Origin of the sequence: Sphingomonas sp. 179-A 2A2 NHS, from assembly GCF_045371305.1 — a bacterium.
Taxonomy (GTDB): Bacteria; Pseudomonadota; Alphaproteobacteria; order Sphingomonadales; family Sphingomonadaceae; genus Sphingomonas.
In genome coordinates this window covers 460,968-476,770 of sequence record NZ_JBIQDE010000004.1, presented here as the reverse complement: position 1 = coordinate 476,770, position 15,803 = coordinate 460,968, and the positions used below count along the sequence as shown (strand labels likewise).

Sequence of the window (15,803 nt, the reverse complement as noted above, 5' to 3'; positions counted from 1 at the left end):
TGCCCCATCATCCGCCGGTGACGTTGTCGGTCGTGATGTCCGGCGGCAACAGGCGCGGCGCGCGGCGGATGCGTAGCGTGGTGCCCGATCCGAACACCTGCCAGCCACGCGCCTCGAGCGCGGCCTTGAACGCCTCCGGCGTGCCGGCATAGGCCACCGCCATCACCGAAATGCCGCCAAGTGCGAGACTGCTGGTGTTGGCGGCCGTCACGCCCGGAACACCGCGCAGCGCCGATTCGGTAGCGGTGACAGCGCCCACGGCGGGCGTATCGAACTGGACTGAGATCCCGACCGTGGCGCGGATCGGCTCGTCAGTGACGATCGTCTCGCCGCCCTCGTCATCCTCCGCCGGCTCTTCGGTGGGCGGGACGTAGGAAAGGCCGGGATCGCTCTTCAGATAGCCGGCGCGCAGCGCAGATTGATATGCCTCGTCGAGCCGCTTCACCCCGGCATCGAGAAGCGCCGGAATACCGGCGACGCTGCCGACGCGAAGGGTGAACTGGCTGAGCAAGCGGTTGTCAGGGCCCTGACGGGCCTGGAAGACAGCGATGACCGGGCCACCCGGCCATTGCCGGTAAAGCTTTACGGTCGGCATCAGCACGTCCGACCCGCCATATTGATCGAGTACGGCACGCCACCAACCGCGACCGGGACGCTGCGCCTGGCCGAGGTTCAGCAACAGTGGATCGGGGCCGGTGCCCGTCGGGCGGATATAATCGATGGCCGAGCCGCCGGTGCGATACCGCGCCCAGGCTTCCTGCCAGAGCGTGCGCTGTTCGAAGCCGGTCGCGACGCCGCCCGACCATACAATGGGGATCACCACCATCGGCGGCGAACGCATCACATAGTTGGAGATGCCCAGCATCGCCCCGGCGCGATTACGGTCAAACAGGACGCCGAGCTTTGCGACATAGCGCTTCGGGCCGATCTGCTCATTCTCGACGACGATGCCGGACACGACCGAATCGAGCGTCGAATCCGGGACGAGGCCGCCGCCCGCGCCCAGCCGGCGCGACAGCTGCACCCAGGCCTTGCGCTGGGCGAGGCGCCAGCCGCCGAGGCGGGCGGCATCCGCATCCTTGGCGGCGACATCGACCTGGATCCCGGAGACTTCATAGTCGCTGGAACTGTCGATCGGTGCGACTCCGCGGCCGCCACCCTCGATCTGGGCAAGACCGACGCCGGTACCGAGCACGAGGGCAACGGCAGCGGGAACAAGGAACAGTGGCTTGAGGCGCATGGTCGAGCGCCTTTTGGCGAAGCAGGCGTGGAAATCCAAGCGCGTTGTGGCTAGGCGCTGCCAGCATGAGCGAGAGCGGGTACACATATGAACAGGCCGGGGTGTCAATCGCGGCGGGCAATGCACTGGTGCGCGCGATCGCGCCGCTGGCACGCGCGACGCGGCGGCCGGGCGCGGATGCGGACCTTGGCGGCTTCGGCGGCTTCTTCGATCTGAAGGCTGCCGGCTTCACTGACCCGCTGCTGGTGGCGGCGAATGACGGCGTCGGCACCAAGCTGAAGCTGGCGATCGAGCACAATCGCCACGACGGCGTCGGGATCGACCTGGTCGCGATGTGCGTGAACGACCTGATCGTTCAGGGCGCGGAGCCGCTGTTCTTCCTTGATTATTATGCTTCCGGGAAGCTTGACGCGGCCGTGGCCGAGCGGGTGATCGCCTCGATCGCGGAAGGCTGCCGAATCGCCGGCTGCGCGCTGATTGGCGGCGAGACCGCGGAAATGCCGGGCATGTATGCAGCGGGCGATTACGATCTCGCCGGCTTCTGCGTCGGTGCGGTGGAGCGCGACCGAGTGCTGACGGGCGCAGGCATCGCCGCCGGGGACGTGGTTCTCGGCCTCGCCTCCTCCGGCGTTCATTCGAACGGCTTCTCGCTGGTTCGCCGGCTTGCCGCCGACAAGGGCTGGAAGCTCGACCGCCCGGCACTGTTCGACCCCGAGGTGCTGCTGATCGAGGCGCTGATGGCTCCCACCCGGATCTATGTGAAGAGCCTGTTGCCGCTCGTCACCGCCGGGCGGGTCAAGGGGCTGGCCCATATCACCGGGGGCGGATTGCTGGAGAATATCCCGCGAGTGCTGCCGACCGGCGCGCATGCGGTAATCGACGCCGATACCTGGAGGCAGCCGCGCCTGATGGCGTTCCTGCAGGCACAGGGGGCAATCGAACCGGAAGAAATGGCCCGCACGTTCAACTGCGGGATCGGCATGGCCGTGGTCGTCGCAGCGGATGCGGCTGACGGGGTGATGGCCGACCTGACGGCGGCCGGCGAAGAGGTGTTCCGCATCGGCAGGATCGAGGAAGGCCAGCGCGGCTGCACCGTCACCGGTTCGACCGAGACATGGAGCGCGCGCGAGGCGTGGACGGCGACGTACAACGCATGACCGCGAAGGTCGGCATCCTCATTTCGGGCCGCGGATCGAACATGCAAGCGCTGGTGGAAGGGGCCGGCGCCGCCTACGAGGTGGTCATCGTGGCCTCCGACAAGCCACAGGCGGCGGGGCTCGCCTGGGCAAGCGAGCGCGGGATTACGACGTTCGCGCTATCGCCGAAGGAGCTTGGCAAGGCGGCTTACGAAGATGCGCTGGACGCCGCGCTTCGCGCCGCCGGCGCCGAATATTTGGCGCTTGCAGGCTATATGCGGCTGCTTTCGGAATCCTTCGTCGCGCGCTGGCGTGGGCGGATCGTCAATATCCATCCGTCCCTGCTGCCCAAGTACAAGGGGCTCGACACCCATGCGCGTGCGATCGAGGCGGGCGATTTGGTGGCAGGCTGCTCCGTCCATCTGGTGACGGAGGAACTCGACGGTGGCGACGTGCTTGGCCAGGCCGAGGTGCCGATCCTGCCGGGCGATACGCCGGACGCCTTGGCCGCCCGCGTACTGGAGGAGGAGCATCGCCTTTATCCGCGCGTTCTGGCACAATGGCTGGAGCGATGACGAACGAGGCGGAGCAGCAACTGGCGCGGATCCGGGAGATCGCGCTGGAATTGCCGGAGACGGTGGAGCGGCTGTCACACGGACAGCCCGGCTTCCTGATCGAGAACGGCAAGTTCTTCGCCTATTTCTGGCATGATCATCACGGGGATGGCGAGACGGCGGTGCTGGTGAAGACCAGTGGCCTCGAAGAACAGGCGATGCTGATCGAGGCGGACCCCAATTGCTATTTCAAGCCGGCATACCTCGGGCCATCGGGCTGGGTGGCGATGCGCCTCGACCGACCGGACACTGACTGGGACCGCGTCAGCGACCGGATCGCGACGAGCTGGGAACTCGTCGCGCCGCGCCGGCTGCTGGAGATGGGCGGGCGATGAGCGAGACGGCGGATCAGGCTGCAACCCGGCGGCGGTGGATTTCGCTTGCCGAGATCGTCGCGGTGTCGGGCGTTATCATCGGCGCGCTTACGCTTTGGATGAACTGGTCAGAACGGCGCAGCGAGGCGCAGGAGAAGGTCGTAGCGGCGCAGGCGGCCTTGGCCGCCGAGGCGCGATTGGCGCTTCATGCCGAACTGGCAGACGGCGGCAAAGAGGTTCGCCTGACCGATCCGGCGCATGACCTGCTTGAGACCACGATCCGCTTCCCGACCGCGCTCGCCATCAGGGAGCAGCGACCAGCGACGCCGCGGATCGAGCGGGACTGGTTTGCCGACGCCGTGCTGAAGGCCACCGATGGTGGCGCCGACAAGCGCGAAGGGCGGCTGCCGGTGCTCGTCTCCACCCGCTACCGGGTCGGCGACAAAACCAGAGAGGGGCAGGCGATCGTCGATGTCGTGTGGCGGACCAATGGCCGGCTGATTGGCGGACGTACGCTGTCGATCGAGTCTGCGCAGGTGCGCGAGCCGGGCGGCAGCGTGAAGCGCATCGACGCGCTGTGGAAGGCTGCGCTGGGCGGCTAAAGCGCCCGGGCGTAGATCACGTCGTCATACCAGCCGCTGCCGACGTTAAAGCGGCGCGTGCCGGCCAGCGTGAACCCTTCGCGTTCATAGAAAGCGCGGGCGACGTGATTGGTGCCCAGCACGCCGAGCAGCAGGCGCTTGCCGCCCAAGGCACGTGCATCGTTGATCGCCTGCGCCATCAAACGGTGGCCAAGGCCGGTGCCGCGCGTGATTGACAGCGCGTAGATACGGCGCAGTTCCACGTCGCCGGGTTGCGGCGGCAGTGGAAGATCAGTCGTGGTGATGACGGAATAGCCGACCGGCGCGTCACCCTCCGGATGCGTCGCGAGCGACACGACGCTGGCGGGATCGCCTGCCCAGCCGGCGAACTTTTCCACCGAACTGTTGCGCGTACAATGCGCGATGATGTCCGCGCCCGGGAGGATCCCGGCGAAGGTCTCGAGGAAGCTGGCGGCCGCGACCATCGACACCGCTGGCGCATCCGCGGCAGTGGCGCGGCGCAGCCGCCAGTTTCCGGTCATCGTATCAGCCGACGATTTCTTCGGGCTTGAAGAAGTACGCGATCTCGATCGCTGCATTCTCTTCCGAATCCGAACCATGGACCGAGTTCGCCTCGATCGACTCGGCCAGTTCCTTGCGGATCGTGCCCGGCGCGGCGTTCTCGGGGTTCGTCGCGCCCATGATGTCACGGTTGCGCTGAACGGCGTTCTCGCCCTCGAGCACCTGAACCACGACCGGGCCCGAGATCATGAACGAGACGAGATCGTTGAAGAACGGGCGCTCCTTGTGGACCGCGTAGAAGCCCTCGGCCTGCTCCTTGGTCATCTGGATGCGCTTGGAAGCGACGACGCGCAGGCCGGCCTCCTCCAGCATCTTGGTGACGGCGCCGGTCAGGTTGCGACGGGTCGCATCGGGCTTGATGATCGAAAAGGTACGGGTGGCGGCCATGATGGTCGCTTGCTCCTGTGTATGAGAATGTCGGAAACTGCGGCGCGCGTTAGCGGGGGGATGGCCCGAGCGCAACCATTGCGCGGCGGAGCGTCAGGCCGCCTGTTCCCACTTCCCCGCCTCGATCTGTTTCCAGTAGCGGCGCTCAACCTCCGCATGGGCGGCGAGGCTCTTCCACGCGGCGCGCGCGGCATCGATCCGGTCCTCGTCGAAGAAGTGGAAGACGCGGGTGAAGCTTAGCGCGTCGTCGCGCCAGGTGCCGTCCACCAGCGCGATGTGCTTCGCGCCGTTGGCGACGGTCACCGCCGGCGCGATCAGGATCGGCTGCGCGGCGTCGTCGCCGGTGCCTGCCCGCGCATGCGGCAGGAAGCTTTCCGGCGTATATTCCCAGAGCAGCCGATCGAGCGAGGACTGCTGGCTTTCGTCTGATGAAACGATCACCAGCCGGTCGCCACCCGCCAGCACGCGCTCGGCGATGCGCGGGAGCGCCCGCTCGAGCGGCATGCTGGTCAGGTGGTAGAAGTCGACCTGCATCAGCCCTCGAAATTGCTGGCGATGAAGGTGTCGAGGATGCGCACGCCGTAGCCGGTCGCGCCCTTGCCCCAGGTCGGGCCGTCCTTGTCCGACCAGACCATGCCGGCGATGTCGAGGTGCGCCCACTTCACGCCGTCCTCGACGAAGCGCTGGATGAACTGTGCCGCGGTGATCGAGCCGCCGCCGCGCGGGCCGACGTTCTTCATATCCGCGATCGGGCTGTCGATCAGCTTGTCGTAGCCGCTGGAGAGCGGGAAGCGCCACAGCAGGTCGCCGCTCGTCTCGCTTGCAGCGAGCAACTGATCGGCAAGCGCATCGTCATTGGCGAAGAGACCGCCCATCTCGTTGCCGAGGCTGACGATCATCGCGCCGGTGAGCGTCGCGAGATCGACGATCGTCTTCACTTTGTGCGTCCGCTGCACCCAGGTGACGCAATCACACAAGACAAGCCGACCCTCGGCGTCGGTGTTGATGACCTCGATCGTCTGGCCGGACATGGAGGTGACGACGTCACCCGGGCGCTGGGCATTGCCATCGGGCATATTCTCGACGAGGCCCATGACGCCGATGACGTTCGCTTTTGCCTTGCGCAGCGCGAGCGCCTTCATCGTGCCGGCAACGGCGCCAGCGCCGCCCATGTCCCACTTCATGTCTTCCATGCCGCCGGCGGGCTTGATCGAGATGCCGCCGGTGTCGAACGTCACCCCCTTGCCGACGAGCGCCACGGCAGGATCACCCTCGCCTGCCCCGTTCCAGCGCAGCGCGAGGATGCGCGCTTCACGCCGCGAGCCCTGCGAAACGCCAAGCAGTGCACCCATGCCAAGTTCCTGCATCGCCGCTTCATCGACGACGGTGATCTCGAGGCCCAGACCTTCGACGTCCTTCGTCACCCGTTCGACGAAGCTGTCCGGGTAGAGGATGTTGGCCGGCAGCGTCACAAGCGTCTTGGTGAGTTCCAGCCCCTTGGTCACCGCGTCTCGGGCCGTCCACGCGGCATCGATGCCCTCAGGCGCGCCGACGATGGTGATGTCGGTCAGCGTCGGCTTCGCATCGGCGGGGAGCTTCGTGCGGTACACGTCGTAGCGCCATGCGCGCTGCGCCGCCCCCGCGGCGAGACGCGCCGCCGCCTCGGCAGTGGCGCGGGTGCCGGAGAGATCAACGGTGACGGCCGTGACGCCGGAGGTGAGCAGCCGCGCGGTGAGTGCGCCGCCCGCCCGCTCGTAACCGGCATCGTCACCGCTGCCGACGCCCAGCAGGAGCACCCGACCAGACGGCACGTAAGCCTCGGCCACGCTGCCCGCCTCGCCCTTGAACCGCTGCCCGGAGGCCGCCGCGACGACCAGCGCTAGCGCAGCATCGTCGAGGCCAGGGACGGCGATCTTCTCGGCGCCGTCTTTCGTTACGGGATAGGCGATGATCGATGAAGCCTCGGATCGCGAGGCGGCGAAGGTAACGTTCATGACAGATCCTTTTGTATCGAAGTGCATCTAGGGATTCGCATCGCCGGTGGCAAAGCGTTGCAGCCGCTCGCCTGCGATGCGATAGGGCCAACACCGCCGCGCCATTCCGGCAGCGGAACGGGGGCTTCAGTTTTGCGGGTAAGTGGGTGACGCGTCTCGACCTTCTGGCCAGTTGCTCGCGACCGCTGGCCCTGTGCGCCGCGCTTGCGATCGCGGGAACGGCGAGCGCGCAGGATCTGCAGAACCGCCCCGTCGATCCGCCGCCGTTCGAAGCGGAAGCGGCGCCTGCCAACGATGAGCAGGTCAATTTCAGCGCGGGAACGCTGGAATATGACTACGAGGCCGACATCGTCACGGCCACCAACGACGTCAGGATGCTGCGCGCGGGCGAGCGATTGCGCGCCGATCGCGTGGTGTGGAACCGCAAGACCGGCCAGGTGCTCGCGACCGGCAATATCGCGGTCACCAATCCCCAGGGCGACACAGCCTATGGCGATTCGATCGAGCTGACCGATTCGCTGAAGGACGGCATGGTCGCCAACATGCTGGTGGTGCTGCAGCGTGGCGGCCGGCTGGCGGCAGAAAAAGGAACTCGACAGGAAGACGGCACCATATCGCTCGATCGCGCTGCCTATACCGGCTGCTCAGTGATCGATTCCGAAGGCTGCCCGAAGGAGCCGACCTGGAAAGTGACGGCGGTGCGCGTGATGTATCGCCCGGATCGCGAGCGCGTTTACTACACGGGCGCGCAGATCCACCTGTTCGGCCTGCCCTCCATCCCGTTGCCGAAATTCTCGCATCCGGTGGGCGAGGCGAATGCCAGCGGCCTGCTCGCCCCGATCATCAGCTATGACCGCGTGAACGGCGTGGAGCTGGCGACGCCCTATTTCTTCCGCCTGGCGCCGAACCGCAGCGCGACCATCACGCCGCACTTCTACACGAACGTGCTGCCGATGATCGAGGCGAACTACCAGCAACTGAACGAGATCGGGGCGTTCAGTATCACGGGCTATGGCACCGTCAGCCGGCGAAGCGACGATCTGGCAAGCGGCTTCACCTCGTCCACCGAACGGGCATTCCGTGGCTATCTGAACGGCGTCGGGCGTTTCCAGCTGGATCCGAACTGGAGCCTGTCAGGATCGATGCGGCTGGTGACGGACCGCACCTTCCTGCGTCGCTACGATATCTGGGGTGGTGACCGCCTGCGGACGACCTTCGCGCTCGAGCGGGTCGATCAGAACAGCTATTTCTCGCTGGCGGGCTGGGCCGTGCAGACGCTTCGCGTCGGCGAGCGCCAAGGCCTGCAGCCGGTGGCGCTTCCCGAAATCGATTACCGCCACCGGTTCAGGGAAGACGTGCTGGGCGGCACCGTGCAGCTGCAGCTCAACACGCTGGCGCTGGGGCGGAAGGCCGGCCAGGACACGCAGCGGGCGTTCGCGGGCGTTCGGTGGGACCTGCGTCGCCTGACCAATTGGGGCCAGGAGATCACCTTCACCGCTTATGGCCGCGCAGACGCGTATCACACCGATCACGCGCAGCTGAGCGACATCGCCGCCTATCGCGGCATCGAGGGCTTCCAGGGTCGGGCCGTCGGGGCGCTAGCGGTGGACGTGCGGTGGCCGCTGATCGGGGCGTTCGGCAAAGGCACGCAGCAGCTGACGCCTCGCCTGCAGATCGTCGCGTCCCCCAAGATCAAGAATCTGGAAGTGCCGAATGAAGATTCGCGCGCCATCGATCTTGAGGAATCCAACCTGTTCGCGCTGAACCGCTTCCCGGGCTACGACCGTTGGGAAGACTCGACCCGCGCCACTTATGGCCTTGAGTGGCGGGTCGACCTGCCGGGCTTCAGCGCCGACGCAGTCGTGGGGCAGAGCTATCGCCTGGATGACCGGCCGACGATCCTTCCGCCCGGCACGGGGCTGAGCGATCGCTTCTCGGACATCGTGGGGCGGACCACTATCCGCTTCCGCGATCTGGTGTCCTTCACCCACCGCTATCGTCTCGACAAGAGCGGCTTGTCCGTTCGGCGCAACGAGATCGACGCGACGGTCGGCTCCACCAGCACCTATGCGCTGATCGGCTATCTGCGCCTCGATCGCGATATCGCGGAACTGGAGGACCTTCAGGACCGCGAGGAAATCCGGGTTGCCGGGCGCGTGCAGTTTGCCCGCTTCTGGTCCGCCTTCGGTTCGGCGCTGGTCGACCTGACGGACCGCAGCGATGACGTGTTCTCGCTGTCCGACGGCTTCGATCCGATCCGGCATCGACTGGGCGTCCAATATGAGGACGACTGCCTGACGCTCGGCGTGACATGGCGGCGTGACTATCGCACGACGGGCGATGCGCGCCGGGGCAACAGCTTCCTGTTGACGCTGGCGTTCAAGAACCTCGGCCGCTAAGCCGTCGTTCAGCTGAATTCGGGCAGTGCCGCGGTAGCGAAACGGCGCGCAATATAGGGTTCCTTATCAAGTGACGACGATGGGCAAGAAGGCGGCGCGGTTCGGCCGCCTCGCGGGGATCACGTTGGCGCTGGCGGCTGCCGGGGCAGCATTTGGCCAGCAGGTGGAACAGGATCAGTCGCTGCCGGACAATACGGGGCTCAACATCCCGCAGAACCTGCAGATCTTCGGGAAAGTCGATCCGAACGTCCGCAAGGCGACCGCGATCGTCAACGACAATGTCATCACGGGCACCGATGTCGACCAGCGCGTGGGCCTGATCAAGGCCGCCAACAACGCCAAGCTGACCGACGAGGAAGCCGATCGCCTGAAGCTGCAGGTGCTGCGCCAGTTGATCGACGAGGTGCTGCAGATCCAGCAGGCGAAGACGGCGGATGTTACGATCAGCCCGCAGGAGCTGTCGCAGAGCTTCGAGCGGATCGCGAAGAATTTCGGTCGCACACCCGACGAGTTTCGCAAGTTCCTGATTTCCGAAGGCTCCTCCGAACGGTCCATTCTGCGGCAGATCGAGGCGGAGCTCGCCTGGCAACGCTATCTGCGCCGTCGCGTCGAGCCGTTCGTCAACGTCGGCGAGGAAGAGGTGAAGGCGATCCTGGATCGTCTGGAGGCGGCCAAGGGGACGGAGGAGTTCCACCTCAACGAAATCTACCTGTCGGCGACGCCGGACCAGACCGAGCAGGTCTACGCCAATGCGCGCCAGCTGATCGGCGAGATTCAGAAGGGCCAGGCGCCGTTCGGCTATTTCGCGCGCAACTTCTCCGAAGCGTCGACGCGCGGCGTGAACGGCGACCTCGGCTGGGTGCGCGCGGCGCAGCTGCCGCCGGAGCTGGCAACGGCAGCGGCGCAGATGCAGGTCGGGCAGGTGATCGGCCCGATCCAGGTGCCGGGCGGTTTCTCGATCCTGTATCTCGTCGACAAACGGCAGGTGCTGATGGCGAACGCGCGTGATGCGAAGCTCAGCCTGAAGCAGATGACGATCAAGTTTCCGCCGGGCACCACCCAGGCCCAGGCATCGAAGCGTACCGCCGATTTCGCCAAGACGGTCTCGACGCTGCAGGGCTGCGGGACGGTGGAAAAGGTAGCGGCGAACATCAATGCCGAGGTGGTGCAGAACGACGCGATCCGCGTGCGTGACCTGCCCGCCCCGTTGCAGGAGATCATGCTCCAGTTGCAGGTTGGCCAGGCCACCCCGCCGTTCGGTAACCCGAGCGAGGGCGTGCGGACGCTGGTGCTGTGTGGGCGCGACGATGTGAGCGGTGGGCAGCTGCCGGGCGCGGAGCAAATCCAGAACCAGCTGGAGCAGCAGCGGGTGAACCTGCGCGCGCAGCAGGCGTTGCGTGATTTGCGGCGTGACGCCGTGGTGGAGTATCGCTGAGATCATTGTGACTGCACCTTTGGCCGTCTCGATCGGCGATCCCGCGGGGATCGGCCCGGAGATCATCGCAAAGGCTTGGGCCGCGCGTGACGCGGCAGAACTGCCGGCCTTCTTCGCCGTGGGTGATGCGCGGGCGATCGAGCGCGTGTGGAACGGGCCGATCGCGAAGATCGACGATCTGGACTCAGCTTCGAACGCCTTTCGCGATGCCTTGCCGGTGCTGACTGTCGAGGATGCGGGCGAGATTACGCCTGGCTATCCCGATGTCGAGGGTGCGCGCTGTGCCCTCCAGTCGCTGGAATTGGCGGCGGGCTTGGCGCGATCAGGCGCGGCACGCGCGCTGGTGACGGGGCCGGTATCCAAGGCGCAATTGTACGAGATCGGTTTCACCCATCCGGGACAGACCGAATTCGTCGCGGAGCGCTGCGGCGTGGCGCCAGAGAACGCGGTGATGATGCTGGCAGGGCCGACGCTGCGCGTTGTTCCGATGACGACGCACGTTCCGCTAGCCCAGGTATCCTCGCTGCTGTCGATTGAGCTGATCGTTGCCAAGGCACAGGTGACGGCGCGCGGGCTGAAACGCAACTTCGGCATCACAAAGCCGCGGCTCGCCTTTGCTGGCTTCAACCCCCACGCGGGCGAATCAGGAGCGATCGGGCGCGAGGAGATCGAGATAATCGAGCCGGCGATCGCGCAATTGCGTGAAGAAGGGATCGATGCGGTCGGGCCGTTCGCGGCCGACACCCTGTTCCACGCGCGGGCGCGCGCGAACTACGATGCAGTCATGTGCTGCTATCACGATCAGGCGCTGGTGCCGCTGAAGACGCTTCACTTTGACGAAGGCGTGAACATCACGCTGGGCCTGCCGATCGTGCGTACTTCGCCGGATCATGGCACGGCGTTCAACCTCGCCGGCGAGAACCGGGCGGAGCCGGGCGCGATGATAGCAGCAATACGAATGGCCGGGGAAGCGGCGTCGCAGCGCGCGGCCTGCGCCATATCGTGACCGAGCTTCCGCCGCTGCGCGAGGTGATCGCGCGGCATGGATTGAGCGCTTCCAAGGCGCTTGGCCAGAACTTCCTGTTCGACGCTCAATTGCTGGCGCGGATCGCCCGGATACCAGGGGATCTGACGGACGCCGAAGTGCTGGAAATCGGCCCCGGCCCCGGGGGCCTGACGCGAGCTTTGCTAGGCGCGGGCGCGCGGGTGACGGCGATCGAGCGGGATCGGCGTTGCATCCCGGCTCTCGAAGAACTGGGCGAGGCCTTTCCCGGGCAGCTCAAGGTGATCGAGGGCGATGCGCTGACGATCGACCCGCGGACGTTGTTCGACGGCAAGCCGCACATTGCGGCGAACCTGCCATACAATATCGGCACGGCGCTGCTGGTCGGTTGGCTGTCGGCGTCCTGGCTGCCGTGGTGGCAATCACTGACGCTGATGTTCCAGCGCGAGGTCGCCGAGCGGATCGTGGCTGCGCCAGGAAGCGACGCCTATGGCCGGCTGGCCGTTCTGTCGCAATGGCGCAGCACCGCGCGGATCGCCATGCCGGTGCATCGATCCGCCTTTACGCCGCCGCCCAAGGTAATGTCCGCCGTCGTTCACATCGTACCGACCGCGCAGCCCGAAGGCGTGAAGCTTGGCAAGCTGGAGGCCCTGACCGCGGCGGCGTTCGGCCAGCGGCGCAAGATGCTGCGCCAGAGCCTGCGCAGCGTTCCCGGTGCGCTCGACGCGCTGGAAGCGGAAGGGATCGATCCGACCCGGCGGGCGGAGACGGTGAGCGTCCCCGAGTTCGTGGCGCTGGCCCGGCGCCTCAGCGCCTGAGCCGGGCCCGAGCGGTTACTCCTTCGCGGTCGTCGGCTTTGCCGGGACGACTTGCGCCGTCGTGACCGGCGGGCCTTTGGCGATGACGGCAGCAAGCTCATTCGCCTGCGGGCACGCCGTCTTGCACAGCGCCTTGACGCGGGCGAGGTTCTCCTTCGCCCGCGTGACGGCGCCCTTGGCGACGAGCGCCTCGCCCTGCCCCTTCAGCGCATTGATGTCGTTTGGCTCGAGCACCAGAGCCTCGCGATAGAGCCGGATCGCCTTGCCCGGCAGGCCGCGGGCTTCTGCCACTTCGGCGAGGACGATGAACGCCTGGCGATTGCGCGGATCGACCGCAACCGCCGTTTCGAGAAGGTCAGTCGCGCCGTCGAGATCGCCGGATGCCTTGGCGGCCTTGCCCTGTTGCAGCAGCGCCAGCGACTTTGCGTCGATCTGGTCGTCCGGGCGCTGACCGTGCAGCGAGGTCGAGATCGAGACCATCGTGAGAGCGGCGGCCACGGCGACGGAGGTATAGCGCATCAAGGGCTCCAGGTTCGGCACGACCCTGTCCGATTAGCATGGGGCCAGAAGGCGCGCGACGAAAAAACCATCGGTTCCATCATGTTCCGGGGTGAGCCGAAGGCCATGGCCGCGGGAGCGACCGAAGGGGAGTTGCACCGGCTCAGCGCGCCAGCCTGCGTGACGGGACAGGAAAGCGTCGATCTGCGCGGCGCCTTCATCGTCAAGCAGCGAGCAGACGACGTAGACCAATGCGCCGCCAGACCGAACGAGCGGCGCTGCGACATCGAGAACCTGCGCCTGCATCGCGGCATAGCGGGCAAGCCGCGCCGCAGTGAGGCGCCAGCGCGCTTCGGGATTTCGCCGCCAGGTGCCGGTGCCGGAGCAGGGCGCGTCGACGAACACCAGGTCGGCTGCGGCCGCGAGATCGGACAGAGCAGCGGCTTCCTTGCCGGGATCAAGCAGCCTCGTCTCCACGATCGTAAGGCCTGCACGCTCCGCCCGCGGCGCAAGTCGCGACAGGCGCGCGCGATCGATGTCACAGGCAATTATCCGCCCCTGCCCCGCCATCTGATCGCCGAGCGCGAGCGTCTTGCCGCCCGCTCCCGCGCACAGATCGATCACCGTCATTCCCGGCGAAGCTTGGGCAGCAAGCGAGACTGCCTGGCTGCCGGCGTCCTGCACCTCCACCTGACCAGCGAGGGCGGTGACATCAGTGCCGGCGGGCAAGCGCAATGCGTGTCCCAACCCATCGATTGCTACGGCACCGGGGATGGATGACGCGATCAATGTCGGACCCACGTCTCGCCGGACGCGAATGTCCAGCGGGGCGCGGTCGACCAGCTCCGGCCACTCGCCCTCTGGCACACCGGAGGCCTTCAGCCGCTCGGCGAGCCAGCCCGGGACGATGCCGGCGGATGCTGGGGCTTCGTCGGGGCGGATCGGCGCCGGGCCGTGGGCGGAGCCGTCGAAGGTTCTGGCCAGCTCGGGATCGCGCGAGGCGAGCAGCAGCACGCCCGCGCGACCGCTGGGTGGCACCTCCCCGCAGGCGCGGATCGCGGCGTAGACGAGTTCGCGAACGGCGCGGCGATCCTTCGACCCGGCGTAGCGGCGGGTGGAGAAATAGCGCGTGATCAGCGTGTCCGCAGCGGCGCCGCCCTGGCGGGCAGAGTCGATGATCGCGTCCAGCAGCTCAATGGCCGCCTCGGTCCGTGCGGCCGGGGTCATCGACCGTCAGCGCGTCGGATAGTTCGGTGCCTCACGCGTGATCGTCACGTCATGGACGTGGCTCTCCTTGAGGCCCGCGCCGGTGATGCGGACGAAATCGGCGCGTTCCTGGAGATCCCCGATGGTTGCCGAGCCGGTGTAGCCCATCGCGGCCTTGATGCCGCCGACGAGCTGGTGGATCACCTCGCGCGCCGGGCCCTTGTACGGCACCTGGCCCTCGATACCTTCCGGCACCAGCTTCAGCTGATCCTTGATATCACCCTGGAAGTAGCGATCGGCCGAGCCGCGGCCCATCGCGCCGACACTGCCCATCCCACGGTAAGACTTATAGGCGCGGCCCTGATACAGGAAGGTTTCGCCCGGCGCTTCTTCCGTACCCGCCAGGAGCGACCCCACCATGCAGGTGGCCGCGCCAGCGGCGAGCGCCTTCGCGAGATCGCCGGAAGTGCGAAGGCCGCCGTCAGCAATCACGGGTACGCCGCTTTCGCGCGCGGCTTCGGCGCAGTCCATGACGGCGGTGAGCTGCGGGACGCCGACACCCGCGACAACACGCGTGGTGCAGATCGAGCCCGGCCCGATGCCAACCTTGATGCCATCGGCGCCGGCATCGATCAGCGCGCGGGTGGCCGCTCCGGTCGCCACATTGCCGGCGATGACCTGCACCGAATTCGACAGCTTCTTCACACGCTCGACGGCGCGGGCCACGTCGCGGTTATGGCCATGAGCGGTATCGATCACAACGATGTCACATTCCGCGTCAACCAACGCCTCGGTCCGCTCAAACCCCTTGTCACCCACAGTGGTGGCGGCCGCGACGCGCAGGCGGCCGGCGGCATCCTTGGTCGCGTCGGGATAGGTGACGGCCTTCTCGATGTCCTTGACCGTGATGAGGCCGACACAGCGATACTCGTCATCAACGACAATCAGCTTCTCGATCCGGCGCTGGTGAAGGAGGCGGCGCGCCTCTTCCTGGCCAACGCCGATGCGGACCGTAGCGAGATTGTCGCGAGTCATCAGCTCGGCGACGGGCTGCCGCGGGTTTTCGGCGAAGCGCACGTCGCGGTTGGTGAGGATGCCGACGAGCTTCCCGTTCGTCTCCACCACCGGAATGCCGCTGATCCGATGCTGCGCCATCAGCGCCTGCGCCTCCGCCAGCGTGGAGTGCGGCGTGATGGTGATCGGATTGACGACCATACCGCTCTCGAACCGCTTCACCTGCCGCACCGCGGCGACCTGCTCGTCGACCGTAAGATTGCGGTGAAGCACGCCCATGCCACCCAGCTGCGCCATGACGATCGCCATGTCGGCTTCCGTGACGGTATCCATGGCCGAGGACAGGATCGGGATGTTGAGCGCGATATCGCGGGTCACCCGCGTCCGCGTGTCGGCGCCACTTGGCAGCACCTCGGAAGCGGCGGGGACGAGCAGAACGTCGTCGAAGGTGAGGCCGAGGCGAATATCCATGAGGTGCCGTGTCCGTGTCGCGCAGGAAGTGGCGCGCCATGTAACCGCAGCGACGGCAATCCGCTAGGCCCCCCTGCTCCTGCCTGCTACGCTTCCGCATACGCAGAGAGC

16 protein-coding genes are annotated in these 15,803 nt (G+C 66.7%); 8 read left to right on the top strand and 8 right to left on the bottom strand.

All coding sequences use genetic code 11. The annotated features are described in order from the left end of the window. Window positions 1–7: 7 nt before the first annotated feature. Window positions 8–1,240: a heavy-metal-associated domain-containing protein gene (locus ACH0AE_RS11810; protein ID WP_294441532.1), complete on the bottom strand. Its 1,233-nt coding sequence runs from the start codon at window positions 1,238–1,240 to the stop codon at window positions 8–10. A 65-nt stretch (window positions 1,241–1,305) separates the two neighbouring features. Here ACH0AE_RS11810 and purM point away from each other — a divergent pair, with 65 nt between their 5' ends. Genes purM through ACH0AE_RS11790 form a run of 4 tightly spaced genes read left to right on the top strand, consistent with a single transcriptional unit; the run spans window position 1,306 to window position 3,906 of the window. Next, entirely contained in the window at window positions 1,306–2,397 is a 1,092-nt protein-coding gene (purM, locus tag ACH0AE_RS11805; protein ID WP_294441534.1) for a phosphoribosylformylglycinamidine cyclo-ligase, read from the top strand. Further along, the gene (gene purN / locus ACH0AE_RS11800) at window positions 2,394–2,951 is read left to right on the top strand and encodes a phosphoribosylglycinamide formyltransferase (RefSeq protein WP_294441535.1); all 558 of its coding nucleotides are present in this window, start codon (window positions 2,394–2,396) and stop codon (window positions 2,949–2,951) included. The genes purM and purN overlap by 4 nt, the downstream gene beginning before the upstream one ends. Beyond that, on the top strand, window positions 2,948–3,325 hold the full coding sequence (locus tag ACH0AE_RS11795) for an MmcQ/YjbR family DNA-binding protein (RefSeq protein WP_294441536.1): 378 nt from the start codon (window positions 2,948–2,950) through the stop codon (window positions 3,323–3,325). The genes purN and ACH0AE_RS11795 overlap by 4 nt, the downstream gene beginning before the upstream one ends. After that, the gene (locus ACH0AE_RS11790) at window positions 3,322–3,906 is read left to right on the top strand and encodes a hypothetical protein (protein ID WP_294441537.1); all 585 of its coding nucleotides are present in this window, start codon (window positions 3,322–3,324) and stop codon (window positions 3,904–3,906) included. Before ACH0AE_RS11795 ends, ACH0AE_RS11790 begins: the two co-directional genes overlap by 4 nt. On the opposite strand, the gene ACH0AE_RS11785 is transcribed toward ACH0AE_RS11790, so the two are convergent. The 4 genes from ACH0AE_RS11785 to ACH0AE_RS11770 form a co-directional block, all read right to left on the bottom strand. Then, window positions 3,903–4,427 (bottom strand): GNAT family N-acetyltransferase, encoded by a 525-nt coding sequence (locus tag ACH0AE_RS11785; RefSeq protein ID WP_294441538.1) that lies wholly within the window; start codon window positions 4,425–4,427, stop codon window positions 3,903–3,905. The two genes, ACH0AE_RS11790 and ACH0AE_RS11785, sit on opposite strands and share 4 nt — an antisense overlap. Before the next feature lie 4 nt (window positions 4,428–4,431). After that, on the bottom strand, window positions 4,432–4,854 hold the full coding sequence (ndk, locus tag ACH0AE_RS11780) for a nucleoside-diphosphate kinase (RefSeq protein ID WP_294441539.1): 423 nt from the start codon (window positions 4,852–4,854) through the stop codon (window positions 4,432–4,434). 93 nt (window positions 4,855–4,947) lie between these two features. Further along, the gene (locus tag ACH0AE_RS11775; protein ID WP_294441540.1) at window positions 4,948–5,388 is read right to left on the bottom strand and encodes a DNA polymerase III subunit chi; all 441 of its coding nucleotides are present in this window, start codon (window positions 5,386–5,388) and stop codon (window positions 4,948–4,950) included. Next, window positions 5,388–6,848 carry a leucyl aminopeptidase gene (locus ACH0AE_RS11770; protein ID WP_294441541.1) on the bottom strand — a complete coding sequence of 487 codons (1,461 nt, stop codon included), beginning with the start codon at window positions 6,846–6,848 and terminating at the stop codon, window positions 5,388–5,390. The genes ACH0AE_RS11775 and ACH0AE_RS11770 overlap by 1 nt, the downstream gene beginning before the upstream one ends. A gap of 146 nt (window positions 6,849–6,994) precedes the next feature. Between ACH0AE_RS11770 and ACH0AE_RS11765 the strand changes: the two genes are divergently transcribed. The 4 genes from ACH0AE_RS11765 to rsmA all read left to right on the top strand — a co-directional run bounded on the left by ACH0AE_RS11765 (window position 6,995) and on the right by rsmA (window position 12,503). Beyond that, window positions 6,995–9,247, top strand: coding sequence for an LPS-assembly protein LptD (locus tag ACH0AE_RS11765; RefSeq protein ID WP_294441542.1), 2,253 nt, complete (start codon window positions 6,995–6,997; stop codon window positions 9,245–9,247). A 79-nt stretch (window positions 9,248–9,326) separates the two neighbouring features. Beyond that, window positions 9,327–10,682, top strand: coding sequence for a peptidylprolyl isomerase (locus ACH0AE_RS11760; RefSeq protein ID WP_294441630.1), 1,356 nt, complete (start codon window positions 9,327–9,329; stop codon window positions 10,680–10,682). Between the two features lie 7 nt (window positions 10,683–10,689). Continuing rightward, window positions 10,690–11,688 carry a 4-hydroxythreonine-4-phosphate dehydrogenase PdxA gene (gene pdxA, locus ACH0AE_RS11755; protein ID WP_406875755.1) on the top strand — a complete coding sequence of 333 codons (999 nt, stop codon included), beginning with the start codon at window positions 10,690–10,692 and terminating at the stop codon, window positions 11,686–11,688. Beyond that, complete coding sequence (rsmA, locus tag ACH0AE_RS11750; protein ID WP_294441543.1) at window positions 11,685–12,503, top strand: 16S rRNA (adenine(1518)-N(6)/adenine(1519)-N(6))-dimethyltransferase RsmA; 819 nt, start codon at window positions 11,685–11,687, stop codon at window positions 12,501–12,503. Before pdxA ends, rsmA begins: the two co-directional genes overlap by 4 nt. Window positions 12,504–12,518: 15 nt before the next feature. Here rsmA and ACH0AE_RS11745 read toward each other — a convergent pair whose 3' ends face one another. From ACH0AE_RS11745 to guaB, 3 genes are read right to left on the bottom strand one after another with little or no spacing between them, the layout of a single operon-like run. After that, entirely contained in the window at window positions 12,519–13,022 is a 504-nt protein-coding gene (locus ACH0AE_RS11745) for a tetratricopeptide repeat protein (RefSeq protein WP_294441544.1), read from the bottom strand. Between the two features lie 33 nt (window positions 13,023–13,055). Then, window positions 13,056–14,228, bottom strand: a complete 1,173-nt coding sequence (locus ACH0AE_RS11740; RefSeq protein WP_294441545.1) for an RsmB/NOP family class I SAM-dependent RNA methyltransferase — start codon at window positions 14,226–14,228, stop codon at window positions 13,056–13,058. A 6-nt stretch (window positions 14,229–14,234) separates the two neighbouring features. Continuing rightward, a complete protein-coding gene (gene guaB / locus ACH0AE_RS11735; RefSeq protein WP_294441546.1) occupies window positions 14,235–15,692 on the bottom strand; it encodes an IMP dehydrogenase in 1,458 nt (485 codons plus the stop codon). Between the last annotated feature and the right edge of the window lie 111 nt (window positions 15,693–15,803).